The organism is Arthrobacter sp. TmtSoilC79, from assembly GCF_059739405.1.
The window spans coordinates 168,296-182,158 of sequence record NZ_AP046051.1; the positions used below are offsets into that span (position 1 = coordinate 168,296).

Annotated in this window: 15 protein-coding genes and 1 pseudogene; 8 read left to right on the top strand and 8 right to left on the bottom strand. The window is 63.8% G+C overall.

Going from position 1 to position 13,863, the window contains the following annotated elements:
* Positions 1-38 precede the first annotated feature (38 nt).
* Entirely contained in the window at positions 39-923 is an 885-nt protein-coding gene (locus AC6JA3_RS00820) for a PaaX family transcriptional regulator (RefSeq protein ID WP_026541152.1), read from the top strand.
* Here the strand turns inward: AC6JA3_RS00820 and AC6JA3_RS00825 are convergent, their stop codons facing one another.
* A complete protein-coding gene (locus AC6JA3_RS00825; protein WP_026547706.1) occupies positions 924-1,706 on the bottom strand; it encodes a VOC family protein in 783 nt (260 codons plus the stop codon). It lies immediately after the preceding gene.
* A 211-nt stretch (positions 1,707-1,917) separates the two neighbouring features.
* Positions 1,918-2,559 (bottom strand): NADPH-dependent F420 reductase, encoded by a 642-nt coding sequence (locus tag AC6JA3_RS00830; RefSeq protein WP_026541154.1) that lies wholly within the window; start codon positions 2,557-2,559, stop codon positions 1,918-1,920.
* A gap of 82 nt (positions 2,560-2,641) precedes the next feature.
* On the opposite strand from AC6JA3_RS00830, the gene AC6JA3_RS00835 reads away from it, so the two are divergent.
* Both AC6JA3_RS00835 and AC6JA3_RS00840 read left to right on the top strand, forming a co-directional pair.
* Positions 2,642-2,956 (top strand): hypothetical protein, encoded by a 315-nt coding sequence (locus AC6JA3_RS00835; RefSeq protein WP_245232922.1) that lies wholly within the window; start codon positions 2,642-2,644, stop codon positions 2,954-2,956.
* Positions 2,946-3,650 carry an HAD family hydrolase gene (locus tag AC6JA3_RS00840; RefSeq protein ID WP_026547704.1) on the top strand — a complete coding sequence of 235 codons (705 nt, stop codon included), beginning with the start codon at positions 2,946-2,948 and terminating at the stop codon, positions 3,648-3,650. Before AC6JA3_RS00835 ends, AC6JA3_RS00840 begins: the two co-directional genes overlap by 11 nt.
* 198 nt (positions 3,651-3,848) lie before the next feature.
* Here the strand turns inward: AC6JA3_RS00840 and AC6JA3_RS00845 are convergent, their stop codons facing one another.
* Entirely contained in the window at positions 3,849-4,292 is a 444-nt protein-coding gene (locus AC6JA3_RS00845) for a hypothetical protein (RefSeq protein WP_026547703.1), read from the bottom strand.
* A 124-nt stretch (positions 4,293-4,416) separates the two neighbouring features.
* Positions 4,417-5,028, bottom strand: a complete 612-nt coding sequence (locus AC6JA3_RS00850) for an NADPH-dependent FMN reductase (RefSeq protein WP_026547702.1) — start codon at positions 5,026-5,028, stop codon at positions 4,417-4,419.
* A gap of 196 nt (positions 5,029-5,224) precedes the next feature.
* Here AC6JA3_RS00850 and AC6JA3_RS00855 point away from each other — a divergent pair, with 196 nt between their 5' ends.
* The 5 genes and pseudogenes from AC6JA3_RS00855 to AC6JA3_RS00875 all read left to right on the top strand — a co-directional run bounded on the left by AC6JA3_RS00855 (position 5,225) and on the right by AC6JA3_RS00875 (position 9,195).
* On the top strand, positions 5,225-6,601 hold the full coding sequence (locus AC6JA3_RS00855) for a Re/Si-specific NAD(P)(+) transhydrogenase subunit alpha (protein WP_245232921.1): 1,377 nt from the start codon (positions 5,225-5,227) through the stop codon (positions 6,599-6,601).
* Positions 6,601-6,876 (top strand): annotated as a pseudogene (locus AC6JA3_RS00860) (NAD(P) transhydrogenase subunit alpha part 2); the annotation flags it as partial. The gene AC6JA3_RS00855 and the pseudogene AC6JA3_RS00860, both read left to right, overlap by 1 nt.
* 170 nt (positions 6,877-7,046) lie before the next feature.
* Positions 7,047-8,420 (top strand): NAD(P)(+) transhydrogenase (Re/Si-specific) subunit beta, encoded by a 1,374-nt coding sequence (locus AC6JA3_RS00865; RefSeq protein WP_026547701.1) that lies wholly within the window; start codon positions 7,047-7,049, stop codon positions 8,418-8,420.
* 83 nt (positions 8,421-8,503) lie between these two features.
* Complete coding sequence (locus tag AC6JA3_RS00870; protein ID WP_026547700.1) at positions 8,504-8,758, top strand: hypothetical protein; 255 nt, start codon at positions 8,504-8,506, stop codon at positions 8,756-8,758.
* A gap of 89 nt (positions 8,759-8,847) precedes the next feature.
* Positions 8,848-9,195 (top strand): hypothetical protein, encoded by a 348-nt coding sequence (locus AC6JA3_RS00875; RefSeq protein ID WP_026541161.1) that lies wholly within the window; start codon positions 8,848-8,850, stop codon positions 9,193-9,195.
* 85 nt (positions 9,196-9,280) lie between these two features.
* Here AC6JA3_RS00875 and AC6JA3_RS00880 read toward each other — a convergent pair whose 3' ends face one another.
* The 4 genes from AC6JA3_RS00880 to AC6JA3_RS00895 all read right to left on the bottom strand — a co-directional run bounded on the left by AC6JA3_RS00880 (position 9,281) and on the right by AC6JA3_RS00895 (position 13,810).
* The gene (locus tag AC6JA3_RS00880) at positions 9,281-10,198 is read right to left on the bottom strand and encodes an ACT domain-containing protein (protein WP_043433014.1); all 918 of its coding nucleotides are present in this window, start codon (positions 10,196-10,198) and stop codon (positions 9,281-9,283) included.
* A gap of 158 nt (positions 10,199-10,356) precedes the next feature.
* Entirely contained in the window at positions 10,357-10,821 is a 465-nt protein-coding gene (gene mscL, locus AC6JA3_RS00885) for a large conductance mechanosensitive channel protein MscL (RefSeq protein WP_026547699.1), read from the bottom strand.
* 161 nt (positions 10,822-10,982) lie between these two features.
* Positions 10,983-12,266 (bottom strand): D-arabinono-1,4-lactone oxidase, encoded by a 1,284-nt coding sequence (locus AC6JA3_RS00890; RefSeq protein WP_497919844.1) that lies wholly within the window; start codon positions 12,264-12,266, stop codon positions 10,983-10,985.
* A 29-nt stretch (positions 12,267-12,295) separates the two neighbouring features.
* Entirely contained in the window at positions 12,296-13,810 is a 1,515-nt protein-coding gene (locus AC6JA3_RS00895; RefSeq protein ID WP_497919845.1) for an aldehyde dehydrogenase family protein, read from the bottom strand.
* Between the last annotated feature and the right edge of the window lie 53 nt (positions 13,811-13,863).

The following is a 13,863-nucleotide window of genomic DNA, read 5'->3' on the forward strand; positions in this document are numbered from 1 at the left end:
CTGGCGCCTGATGAGGGCGCGGAAATGAGGCTCTCCAGATGTTCGTCGTTCCGGCACCCCCGGTGCGCCACCAGCAGTTGCTCGTTACGATCTTCGGCCTCTACGGCCGGAACGCGGGCGATGCCTTGCCGGTTTCTGCGCTGATCTCCATGCTGGGCTCGCTCGGCTATGACGCGCCGGGCGTGAGGTCGTCGGTTTCAAGGCTCAAGGCGAAGGGCGTGCTCAAGAGCGTCCGCGAAGGCGGGATCGCCAAGTACAAGATTTCCGAGTCCGTCAGCGATGTGTTCCGTGAAGGTGACAAGCGCATCTTTGCCCCGGAGCAGCCCGCCCCGGTTGATACCTGGGTGCTTGCCGTCTTTTCGGTGCCTGAGTCCATGCGCAACCGCCGGCACCAGCTGCGCTCCGCATTGCTGGCGCTGGGGTTCGGTTCAGTGGCCAACGGTGTGTGGATCGCGCCGGCCCACAAGCTGGAGCAAGCCCGCGAACGGCTCACTGCCGGCGGGCTGATTGAGTTCGTGGACCTGTTCCGGAGCGACTACGTTTTTGATGGCCCCATGCGGCCCAAAATCTCCGAATGGTGGGATCTCAAGGAACTTGACGAACAATTTACCGAGTTCCTTGGGCTGTATGAGGGTGCGGAACAGCAGTGGACGCAAAGGGTCGGCGACGATCCTGAAAGGGCCCTGGCAGAGTCCACGGAAGAGCTGCGGCGCGACGCTTTCCGTTACTACATTCCCATGCTGACAATGTGGAGGAAGTTCCCTTACCGGGACCCCAACCTGCCCACCGACTACCTCCCGCCGGAGTGGCATGGGCCCGCGGTCCGCAGGACGTTCCAGGCAGTTCACCGCCTGGCAGCACCCCTGGCCGCAGCCCATGCACACGAGATCATCGCAGAAGCGCTGGATCCTGCGGCGGCCTGATTAGTCGCTGGTCCGTGGGGCATCAATGACGCCGAACACTTCGCCTTGCGGTCCCCGGACCACTACCATCCGGCCCAGTGCGTTCTCTTCCACGGGGCCAAGGAGGGTGGCCCCGAGCTCTACTGCCCGGGTGGCTGTTCCGGCAACGTAATCGCTGGCGAACCACGTCATCCAGTGGTTGGGGGTGTGATCGGGAAGTGCGGTGTCATGATGCACTCCGCCCACTTCCCGGCCATCGAAGGGCCGGCGGATCGTGGAGTAGACAAGGCCTTCTTCACTAACGTCCTGGTAGCTGACGTCAAAGACCTCCGCGTAGAAGGACCGGGCTGCGGAGTAGTCCCGTGTATGGAGTTCGTTCCAGCAGAGGGCCCCATGCTCATTGACGCGTTCAGCGCCGATGTGGGTGCCGGCCTGCCACACGCCGAACGTTGCACCAGAACTGTCTGCGGCAAGGGCCATCCGGCCGGATTGGTTGACATCAAAGGGCTCGGCAAGCAGCTGCCCTCCGGATGCGACGATTTTCTTGGCCGTGAGGTCAACATCGTCCGAGGCCAGGAACGTCGTCCAGGACGTAGGCGTGCCGGGATCCTGTTTGGGCCCCATTCCCGCCACGGCGCGGCCCCTCAGCTGGGCCAATTGATAGCCCCCGGCTTCCTGTCCGCCGGACACAAATTCCCAGCCGAACAGGTCTGCATAGAACGCCTTCGCCGCTTCGGGGTGGTCCACGCCCAGGTCCACCCACAGGGGAGTTGCTGCGGGCCAGTTTGAAATCTTGGTGGACATGGGACTCCTCGGGTCGGGGCGCTGGCGATGCAGCTGCTTCCCCAGGTGCTCGATGCGCCAAGCACCTAAGGAAGCAGCCACCCATAAAGTGCGCCCACGGCCCGATTCGTGACACTGTTTTCGGCCCCTTTTTCGGGCCGGCGTGCCGCGCAGCAGCCCATCGCAGGGCGACGCGGGAGCGTCGGCCGCGCCCCGCCGTCGTGCGTGAGGGTTAGACGGTGCGGCTCGCCTTGGCGAGGTTGTCCTGAAGCTCGACGGCGGTCTGCCGGACGACATACGCGGGACGGTCGCGTTCAACGCGCCAGCTGTCTTCCAGGGGGCCAACGTTGACGGTGTCGAAACCGAATTCGTCGTAGAGCTTGGTGACGAGCCCGGCGGCGTCCGGGAAGTCGCTCGCGGTGGCCAGCGCCCGACGGTTGGGCGTGCCTGCAGGGGTGCCGTCGGTAGTGATGTCCTTGGCGAAAATGTGGTTGAAGCCCTTGGCCACCTTGGACGTCGGGAGATGCTTCTGGAGCAGGCCGGAGGTGGTGGCTTGGCCGTTGTCCAGCTCCGGAATGCGGCCATCGCGCTCCCAGTAATAGTTGTTGGTGTCGATGACGATCTTGCCCTCGAGCGGCTCTACCGGGATGTCCTGATAGTTCTTGAGGGGAACGGTCACGACGGCGAAATCGCCTGCCGCTGCTGCCTCACCCGGCGTGGCGGCACGGGCCCGCGGTCCCAGTTCTGCCACCAGTTCACCGAGGGTTTCAGGTCCCCGTGAATTGCTGATGACGACGTCGTAGCCCAGTTCCACGGCTTTGCGCGCGATCTGGCTGCCAATGTGTCCTGCTCCGATGATTCCGATTGTTGTCATGCAGGCGGCAACCAAAAGTTGCACGCGCGTATTTCCCGCGTTACGCAATATTTCTATGAGGCCTATACTAAGGAGTCTTACTATGCTGGTTGGCATCGAAGACGAGGAGGTAGCGATGGCCGGACATTTGGAACTGGTTGAAACGCCTGATGGGGAATATCGGATTCTGATGGTGGACGGCGAGGACGTCCTGATGGGACTTTCCAAGCAGTTTTCATCAATGGATGAGGCTGTGGAGGGAGTTGCCGCCATCAGGGAGGTGGCGGGAACGGGCCTTCTTCGCCCGGCTTCAGCTGAGCGCTACGCGGTGCTGATGCTGGAAGAACCCGTCATCGATTCCGCACTCGCCGAGCAAGGGGCGCGGACCCAAGAGAAGGCGGTCAACTGTGGCAGCTGAGTCAACGCCGCATGAGAAGCGCGGGATTCTCTTCGACGTGGACGGAACCCTGATCGATTCCAGCTACTTCCACGCCATGGCGTGGTGGCAGGCCTTCCGGCGGGAAGGCCTGGACATCGAGATGTCGGCCATCCACCGGCGGGTGGGCATGGGAGGCGACCGGCTGATCCAGAGCCTTCTGCCCGACTGCACCGACGAGATGCAGGAAGACCTGAAGAGTGCCCACGGCGCAGTCTTTTCAACATTCTGGCCGACGCTGAGGGCATTCGACTCGGCGCGCGACCTCCTCGCGGCATGCTCCGATGCTGGACTGGCCGTGGGCTTGGCGTCGTCGGCTCAACAGCGTGACCTCGAGGTCAGCCGGCATATCCTCGACGCCGGATCCTCGATCGACGCCTGGACCAGCTCCAACGACGCCAAGGAGAGCAAGCCGGCGCCGGACATCCTGGTTGCGTGCCTGGAAAAGCTCGGAATCAGCCCCGAGGATGCCGTATTTGTAGGCGACGCAGTGTGGGACGTGAAAGCCGGCGCGGCCATTGGTGTTCCCGTGGTTGGACTGACCTGCGGCGGAATCAGCGAAACGGAGCTGCGCGACGCAGGTGCCGCGGAAGTTTACGACAATCCACGGCACCTGCTGGAGCACCTGGAAAGCAGCATCGTGGGCCGGCTCGCTGCGGGGTCGCGCGGGGCTTAGCGGGGCGAAAGCAGCATCGTGGGCCGGCTCGCTGCGGGGTCGCGCGGGGCTTAGTTGGACGCAAGCGCCTGCGGGTCGGAGTGGCGGCCGCGAGGGCCCGCCGGTGCAGGCTGGCTTCAGCGCGCGGGGGCTTAGCGGGGCTGCTGTGTTGGTTGGACGCAAGGCGGAGCTGCGGAGCCGTGGAGCTGTCCCGGGCGCCTACCGCTGGGAATCGCTGATGCCCTTGTCCCGTCCACGCCGGTTGCGTGCGGTCCAAATAATCAACGCAATGATAATTACCGCGGCTACACCGGCCAGTACCCAGGGAGTGGCGTTGGTGCGGGTCTGTTCCTGGGGATCGGACTCGCCGGTCCCGGGGTTGGCCGGGCCGCTGCCCGCAGGGTTGGGTGTGCTGGGCGCACCGGATGAGGGTGCGGGGTTGGTTGGCGTTTGAGTCGAAGGGCCGGACGGGTTGGTGGAATCCGCGGTGGGCGTCGGCGTCGTGGCGGCCACGTTGCCGTGGGTGGCGCCGGCCTGGGCGACACTGGCCTGAGCAGCACTTGCTTGATAACCGGGCGCTGCGCTGGCTGCGGCCGAAGTCGCGAGCATGGAGCCTGCAATAAGGGCGAATGCCGCTGTAGTGGTGGCTAGTCTTCGAAACATCGTTACCTCCAGGGGTCTAGGGGTTTTTCGTTATCCTCACACTAGTAAGGATACTGACTAAACCGTCCTGGTGGGTGATTTTCGGGGGTACCGCCCGGGCACAGGGGCGGCACCCATTCCTTTCCTAGCGGGTGAGTTTGGCGGAATCCGGTTCCTGGTCGCCGATGTGGCCAGGTGCGTTGGCGGCGAGGACACGCTGCACGAACGCGCTGTATTCCTCCATGTAATGCCGCAACAGGGCAGCGGTGCCTTCGTCCTTAACTGAACCGTCGTCGTCGTACGCGTCCGCGACAAAGCGGATGTACGCCTCAGGTGCGTTCAACTGCGGCGCGTCCAGGAAGCTCAACACACTGCGCATGGACGACTGCATCACCGCTGTCCCGATACCGCCCGGCGATGCGCCAATAATTCCCGTGGGCTTCCGGGCAAACGAGTTGGTGCCCCACGGACGCGAACCCCAGTCGATGGCATTCTTCAGGGCGCCGGGGATGGAACGGTTGTATTCAGGGGAGATGAAAAGGATCCCGTCCGAGGCCGCGATCGCATCCTTAAGTTCGCGTCCGGCCGGCGGGAAATCGGCGTCGTAGTCGGAACTGTAGAGGGGAAGGTCCTTGATGGCGATCTCATGGAACTCAAGCTCCGGAGGCGCAACGCTGATCAGCGCCTTGGAAAGAACCCGGTTGATCGAATTGCTCGCCAGGCTTCCCACGAAATAACCGATTTTGAAGGTATCCATAGTGGCGTTCCTTTCCGACGGCACGGCCGGAACCGGCTCGTCGACGGTGTGGTGGCTGGTTGCCCCCAGCTTCCACCGACCCTAATGGAGTTGTGCACATAGCGCAGCCCCCTACTCCCGCACGGACCTTCGCAGTCATAGACTCATGCCAACTGGTTCAGGAGCGTTCGGGAGAGTTCAGGAAGTGGGGTGGCGGATGAGAGCAGGCATTGCGCGCGAGGCGCTCGACGGCGAGAGACGCGTGGCCGCCACGCCGGAAACGGTCAAGCAATTGATCGGGCTGGGCCTGGAAGTTCAGATCGAGTCCGGTGCCGGATTGGCATCCGGACACAGCGACGACGATTACCGTCAGGCAGGCGCATCCGTGGTGCAGTCCCTGGATCTGGGGGCCCTGGATGTTTACTGCCACGTCCGTCCCATGGAACCGTCGACGGCGGCAGCCCTCCGCCGGGGTTCGGTCACCGTCGGATTAGGGTCACCGGCCTCCGAATTGCCTACCGTGCGGGCGCTCGCCGCAGGCGGGATCACCGCTTTTGCCCTTGAACTGGTTCCCCGGATCTCCCGCGCCCAATCCATGGACGCGCTGACGTCCCAGGCCCTGGTGGCGGGCTACCGGTGCGTCCTTGAAGCGGCCATGCGCTTGCCCCGCTTTTTCCCGCTGTACATGACGGCAGCCGGGACCATTCCGCCCGCCCGGGTGCTGGTGTTGGGCGCCGGTGTTGCCGGACTTCAAGCGATCGGCACAGCGAAGCGGCTTGGGGCCAGGGTTTCGGCCAATGACATTCGTCCGGCGTCGGCGGATGAAGTAGCCTCCATGGGCGGAACGTTCATCAAGCTGGACCTGGAAACAGCTGAGGCTTCCGGTGGGTACGCACGCGAACTCAGCGCAGACCGGGGGGCCTTGCAACGGGCACTCCTGGCACCACATGTGGCCCAGTCCGACGTCTTGATCACCACCGCCGCCGTTCCCGGCAGGAGGGCGCCGCTCCTGGTGAGCCGGGACATGGTCCAGGGCATGAAACCTGGCTCCGTGGTGGTGGACTTGGCTGCTGAATCGGGCGGCAACGTCGAAGGAAGCATCCCGGGGCAGGATATCCCTATCCCCACAGCCGACGGCCAGGGCGTTGTGACGCTGGTAGGCATCAAGGACGCCGCCTCCGCAATGCCCGCGGACGCCTCCCGCCTTTACGCAAAGAACGTGGCCAACCTGCTGGCGCTCATGACCAAAGACGGCAAAGTGTCCCCGGATTTCTCGGACGAAGTCGTGGCCGGGACTTGCCTGACCCACGACGGTCAAGTCCGGCACGCCCCCACCGCAGAGGCGCTCACGGCGTTTGCTGGCGAGACTGTGCCCGTCGTCGGTGGGAGTGCCGGCGGAGTTCCACGCGGCGGTCCCTCGCCAGGCAGTGTTCCGCCGGGCGGTGCCGGTTCCGGCAGTCTCCCGCCGGGCGATGCGGCTTCCGGCAGTTCCTCGCCTGGAGGTGCCGGTTCCGGCAGTTCCTCGCCTGGAGGTGCGGCTTCCGGCAGTGTTCCGCGCGGCGGTCCCGCACCCGGCAGTGAAGGAGTGCGCTGATGGACGGCATGAGCCTGCTGACCATTACAGTCCTGGCAGTGTTCGTGGGCTTCGAGGTTGTTTCCAAAGTCTCCAGCACCCTGCACACGCCCCTCATGTCAGGCGCGAACGCGATCCACGGGATCATCCTGGTGGGTGCCATCATTGTTGCGGGACAGGCTGCGGATCCGGGGGTGTTGGCGGTCGCCCTGCTGGCTGTCGTCCTCGCTACGGCCAACCTTGTAGGCGGGTTCGTGGTGACCGACCGCATGCTGGAGATGTTCCGCGGACGGCAACGGCCGCCGTCGAACGTTGGACAGCTTGGCGGCACTGGCGGCACTGGCGGCACTGGAGGTGCAGGAGGCGCGGCAAGGTCTGCAGGTCAGGCAAGTTCTGCAGGTCAGGCGGGTTCCGCGGCAGCCCGGCCGGTCGACTCCGCGGGTCCAATCAAAAAGGGGCGCCGGCAATGACGCTGCTGAACCCCACCTGGACCGCGCTTCTGTATCTCGCCGCGGCAGCCTGCTTCATCCTGGCCCTGAAGGGCCTGAACTCGCCCCGGACGGCGCGGCGCGGAAACCTGATAGGAGCCTTGGGTGCCCTGGTGGCCGTGGTCACGGTGTTCCTCTCCGTGAAACTGGATAACATCCCCTGGATCCTGGGGGCCATTGCCGTTGGCTCCGGCGTTGCCGCCCCTGTTGCCCGACGGGTGCAGATGACGCAAATGCCCCAGCTCGTGGCACTCTTCAACGGTGTGGGCGGTGGGGCTGCGGCGCTCGTGGCCTTGCTGGAACTTTCCCACACGGATGATCCATGGGTTCGGCTGGCCATCGTCTTCACCTTGCTGGTGGGGGCAGTCTCCTTCGCCGGTTCCGGGGTTACTTTTGCCAAGCTTCAGGGGCTCATGACCACCCGGCCCGTGACATTCCCCGGACTTCCCGTCCTCATGGCCGTGGTGCTGCTTGCTGCAGTGGGGGCAGGGGTGGGCGTGATCGTCACAGGCTCGCTTGCGCTGGCACTGGTGCTGCTGGTCCTGGGTCTTTGTGCCGGCATCCTTTTGGTTCTTCCGGTGGGTGGCGCCGATGTCCCGATTGTCATCTCGCTCCTGAATGCGTTTACCGGCCTTGCCGTGGCAGCGTCCGGGCTGGTGCTGGGCAACGTTCTTTTGGTGGTGGCCGGGACATTGGTGGGCGCATCTGGCACCATCCTGACCCGGGCCATGGCCGCCGCGATGGGGCGGAGCGTGGCGGGCATCATGTTCGGAGCGTTCAAGGGCGGCTCCACTGCCGGATCCACAGAGGTCAGCGAGCGGCCGGTCCGGTCTTCCAGCGCGGAGGATGTGGCGGTGCTCCTGGGGTATGCGCAGCGGGTCATCATTGTGCCGGGGTATGGCTTGGCAGTTGCCCAGGGACAGCACACTGCCGCCGAGCTCGCCTCAGCCCTGGAAGCGCGGGGCATTGAAGTCGACTTCGCCATCCATCCCGTGGCAGGACGAATGCCGGGACACATGAATGTACTGCTGGCCGAGGCCAATGTGCCCTATGAGTCGCTGAAGGAAATGGGTGACATCAATTCCGAATTCAAGACCGCCGACGTTGCTTTGGTAGTTGGGGCCAACGACGTCGTGAACCCTGCAGCGAAGACCACCTCCGGATCGCCGATTTACGGAATGCCAATCCTCGAGGTCGCCGACGCCCGGCAGGTGGTATTCCTCAAACGCTCAATGCGGCCAGGATTCGCCGGAATCGAAAACGAACTCCTTTACGAACCACAAACCACCTTGCTCTTCGGAGACGCCAAGGATTCCCTGACAAAGGTCCTCGGTGCCGTGAAGGGACTCTAGGAAAAATCGTTGAACCGCGTCATGTACTGGGCCGTGGCGGCACAAGTCTCTACAGAAGGCTTGTGACCGCTAGGAGTATTGACGTGCAGGACAGTAAGAAGGAGTCGGCGCCCGGGCCGCGTTTCGTCGAAGCGGAAGGCCGGGCCGTGACCAATTGGCGGATCCTCGTGGGTCAGACGGTTCAGGTTTGGCGGTACAACGAGATTGTCGACCAAGGCTGCGTGGAGTCTGTGACCTATGACGGAAAGGTTCTCTGGCTTGCCCAAAGCGGACCCATAGAGCGGCGGTTGGTTGAGAAAGAACGCGGAACCGGTCTCCGGCTCAGGCTCATGGACTGAAAGGCTTTCCTGGCCGGTCGGACTGATCCTAAGCTGGGCTGCACGAAGTACCCAATCATGTACGGCCCACATCCAAGGGAGGTTCCGACGTGACCGTAAAACTCAATAAGAAGGCCTATGATCACGCGAAACGTTTGATTCAGGACGGCAAAGTAGTCAAGGACATCCGCGATGACTGGAGTGAGCACGCCCCCTCCACCAAACAAGAGAGTGCCTTTCTGGACAAGCACGGGCACGCCGAATATTCCAAGTGGTTCCTGGGTGTGGACGACGAACACCCGGAGGACCAAAAGGGCCACTACAAGTTCCCCATCGGGGATTTCAAGAAGATCCACCGCTGCGGTGTGATCGCGGCCGAGAGCCGGGCGGGGCAGTACGACCACGACGACATTCGTGAGGCGCTGGGCAAACTGCTGGAGAAGATCGACCAGGACTGAGTCTAGCCACCCGGCTGATCCACTCCCGCCTACTTAGGAGAGTTCAAGCGGCGTCCACCCGCCCCGCAAGTGGCCCTTTGTTCCCCTACCCGGGCGGGAACACCGTGACCCGAGCGGGTGGGCTTTCCATGGAGCCCGGACTGTGTGCCAGGATTTCCGCGAGCTCCGCCAGCCGGTGTGCCCTCGCCGATTCTGCCAGCGAGAAGGGCTCACCTGGCCGGGAGAATACCAAGGGCCCGTGCCAGGCGGTCGGGATCTTGAGGATGTCAGCGGACGGCCCGACGGCGGCACTCAGGTTGGGGGCCGGGTGCTCGGGATCCACTTGGACGATTTTCGCGGACAGGAGCTCGGCAACCGCGTGTGGAAGTTCCTTCGGGTTTCCCGCAATACGGGTGGCGAGGCTCAAAGCCTTGGTTTGGCCATCAGCCATAGCCAAGGCGGTGGTGGGCCACACCTGGGAATCCCGCCCGCCGCCGTCGTCCAGTGCCTTTAGCAGTTCAAGCTCGGTGAGCTCTCCAGGGGCGGACAGCACAAACTCATCCATCACCGCCTGGGTAAGCTCCCCGGAAGGGGACTGCGTTCCCGGCATCGGATGCACGTGGACGCTGAGGATGTTGCTGTCCAGTTTGGCCAGGGACTTGGTGATTTTCTGCAGGGAACCAGGCTGGTCGAGAAGCACAGTCCGGGCACGCCAAAGGGAAGGTGCCAGATGCAAGGTGCGTCTCTGGCGGAGGGCTGCCGCGTGCAACCACCGCCTGAGCACCTTGGCAGCCGACGGCTCTGCTACCCAGATGACCAGCACGGTTGCGGTGACGGCCAGGAGCACGACCTTGGCTGCGTACGGGAGGTGGGTTCCCACCACGGCAGCATGGACCAGCAGTTCGATGGGAAGCATCACGGCGATATTGGCCAGGGTGAGCCGGGCCTTGGGCGGTTCGGGCAGTTGGCCACAGGCATCGCAGAGGAGATCCGCGGTGGCCGGAGTGCTCGCGCTGGGCTTCATGCTTTCATGCTGGCTTGTCCCTGTTTCGAACCCGTTGCTTGTGCGTCACGTTCCTGGGACAGTCTCGTGAACACGCAAGAACCCGGCGTTCTCAATGGGAGAACACCGGGTTCCTGGCGAAGAAACGGGAGGGATCGCTCGCGGAGAGCGGCCAGTTCCTACCGGGTGCGGTCGGAATCGAAGTCCGGATCCACGCCTTGGGATTGTCCTGCGTTGCGGGCGGCAGCAGCATCCTTCAGGAGGTCGCGGATCTCGGCAAGCAGGGCGGTGTCTGCGGGAAGCGGCTCTTCCTCGGGCTCCTCGGTGGAGAGACGGTCTTTGACCAGGGAATTGATCTTGTTCATGGGGGCCACGAAGATGAAGTAGACCACGGCTGCCGTGATCAGGAAGGTCACCAGGGCGGTCAGGACGGCGCCGAAGTTGATGAACGTTGCCGGGTTGTCCTGCCAGATCCGGAAACCGAGCCCGTCGGCGTTCATGCCGCCGGCTGCCGCGATCACGGGGTTGATGATGTTGTTGGTGAATGCTGCAACGAGCGCGGTGAAGGCACTGCCGATAACCACAGCAATGGCCAGTTCGATCACGTTGCCGCGAAGAATGAAGTCTTTGAAGCCCTTGAACATGGATGGTCCTCCCAATAGGTGCAGTGTCTGCCTCCAGCAGTGATCAAAATACCACTCGGAAGTTTCCAGCTGGTGTAACCGGGATGTGAGAGATGGTTGGCGGGAAGGGGGTGGGATGTGAGTGAGGGTTGGCGGGAAGGGGGTGGGATGTTGAGAGATGGTCAGCCGAGCAGCGACCTCGTGTGGTCGTTGAGGAACGTCCCCTTGGGATCGAACTCCCGCCGGACCTGGATGAAGGTGTCCAACTCCGGGTAGAGGCGTTCGAGGCGGCTGCGGGTCATGAAGTGGATTTTCCCCCAGTGGGCGCGCGGCTCGAATTCCTGCAGCACGGCGTCGGCGTCACGGAAGAACTGCCAGTAGTCGGTTCCGGGCTCGGTGGTCAGGGTGATGACAGTGCTGTCGCGGCCTTGGAACTGGGACATGTAGGCGTCGTCGGACTTCACCCAGCGGACCTCCACAGGGTATTTCTGCTCGGGGTACCTGCTCCGGATCAGCTCCTGGATGGCTTCGACGGCCACCAATCCGTCCTCGCTGCGGACAAAGTACTCCAGCTCATGGAACTGCGTTGTGAATCCGCCCGGATAGATGCGGTAGGAACGGTCCAACCGGGCACCTTCAACAGTGGAAAGCTGGCTCTCGTCCTGGACTGAAGCCGCGTTGTAGCGCTTGGTGTAGCTGCGGCCTCCCATGCTGTGATCAGGCGAACCGGGCAGGTCAAGGAGTTCACACGAGTCGTCCCCGGGGCACCACAGGAAGGAGTAATGCCGGTTGTTGTCGATGTCGGCCTGCCACGTGGACCTGGTTTCCGCCCACGTGGGGTAGGTGATCTCTTCCTGCAGGTAGTAGCTGTCCTCCACGGCCAACTCGACTTCCAGGAAGATCCCCAATGTGCCCAGGGCTGTCTGGGCTGCACGAAGTTCCCGTAGCTGGTCCTCGCCGATTTCCACGATCTCGCCGTAGCCGTTGATCAGCTTCACCCAGCGCAACTTGGAAGAGAAGCTGCCGAGGTCCTTGCCGGACCCGTGCGTGCTGGTGGCCAGTGCGCCTGCGATCTGCTGTTTGTCGATGTCGCCCTGGTTGCTCAGCGCCAAGCCCTTGTCCCACAAGGCGTCCCCGAACGCGTTGATGGTGGTGCCGGCCAATGCCCGGGCTCGGCGCCCCAAACGATCCGTGCCGGTGATGGCTGAGAGCCCGGACATGTCCATCAGGACCCCGCCGGTCTGAACCAAAGGCGAGGATGAGTGCCCTGAGCCGACCGCCCGCACAGGCAAGCCCTCGCGGATGGCGAAACGGACGGCGTCGAGCGCTTCTTGTTCATTCCCGGGCCGTACGGTGAAGGCGGGGGTAGCACTTTGGTTCCCGCCCCAGTTGGTCCACGTCGCGTCCGTGGTGAAGGGGGCTGCAGGGGTAGCTGCGGCAGGTACGCCCGAAACATTGGTGGTCATGGTGAAAGCTCCGTTGCTTGTCCGTGCGCTCACGCGCCGTGGTTGATCATGACGTGCTTGGTGAGCGAGTAGTCATCCAGGGCGTAGAGCGAGAGGTCGCGGCCGTAGCCGGAACCTTTGAATCCGCCCCACGGTACCTCGCAAGCCAGGACCAGGTGGGCATTGACCCACACGGTGCCGAAGTCCAGCTGCTTGGGAATCCGGAGGGAAAGGCTTGAATCGCGTGTCCAGACCGAGGCTGACAATCCGTAGGGGCTCTCATTGGCGCGGGTCACCGCTTCTTCGGTGGTGCTGAAGGTTTCCACGGTGACCACCGGCCCGAAGATTTCATGCGTGGCGATGTGCGCCCCGGCGGGCACGTCGGTGATGACTGTGGGCTCGATGAAGTAGCCGGGACCGTCCAGCGCGGAACCGCCGATGGCGACTGTGAGGCCTGCGGCCCGTGCTTCAGCCAGCGCTTCCTTGACCCGTTCAAAGTGCGGGAGGGAGATCATGGGGCCGATTTCGACGTCGTCCCCGGCGTCGGGCGCGCCGATCACCAAGGTGCTGACTTCCCGGACCAGGTGACTGGTGAATTCTTCGGCTACGGACTCGTGCACCAGGACACGGCAGGCGGCACCGCAGTCCTGGCCGGCATTCCAAAATCCGGCGTTCCGGACACCGGCAGCAGCTGCGCGGAGGTCGGCGTCGGAGAAGACCACAACAGGGGCCTTGCCGCCGAGTTCCAAGTGGACGCGTTTGACCGACTTCGCCGCCGTTTCGGCCACCGCCTGGCCGCTGACCACGCTGCCGGTGAGGGCTACCAGCGCGATGTCAGGGTGCTCGGAAAGGCGCTGTCCAACGGTCCGGCCGCGGCCGGTGACCACGTTGAGGATGCCATCCGGAATCCGTCCGGCCAGCACTTCCACCAGCTTCAGCGTGGACAAGGGGGTCTGCTCGGAGGGCTTGATGACGATGCTGTTGCCAGCGGCAAGGATGGGGGCGATCTTCCAGGCAGCCATCAGCAGCGGGTAGTTCCATGGCGTGATGACGCCCACCACGCCTACAGGTTCACGCAGGATCACCGAGGTGTGGCCGGTGGCGTAGTCACCGCCGGCCATGGAGGTGAGGGTCCGCGATGCGCCGGCCATGAAGCGGAAAGTGTCGATGGTGCTGGAGACGTCGTCCTCGGCCACGGCTTGCGGCTTGCCGGTGTTTGCGGACTCGATGGCCTCAAAGTCGGCCCGGTTCTCCTCGATGATGTTGGCAATGAGGTTCAGGACGTCGGCGCGTTCCTTCGGGGTAGTGGCACCCCAGGTTTTTTGGGCCACGACGGCGGCGGCAACCGCGGCGTCCACGTCATCGGCGGTGCCCGCCTGGACTGAGGCGATGACGGCCTCGGTGGCGGGATCAACGACGTCGATCAGGAGCCGGGTGGAGCCTGGGACGAAGGAACCGTTGATGAAGTGCCCCGCCGGAGGCAGGGGGAGTCCGAGTTGCTGGGGAAGAGAGGTGTGGGCGTCTGAGCGTCGCACGGTGAACTGCGCGGTCTGGGTGGTTGTCATGATGCGTCTCTTTCTGGGGAGGTTCAGGGGAGGTCTAGCGGGGGCTAACCCGG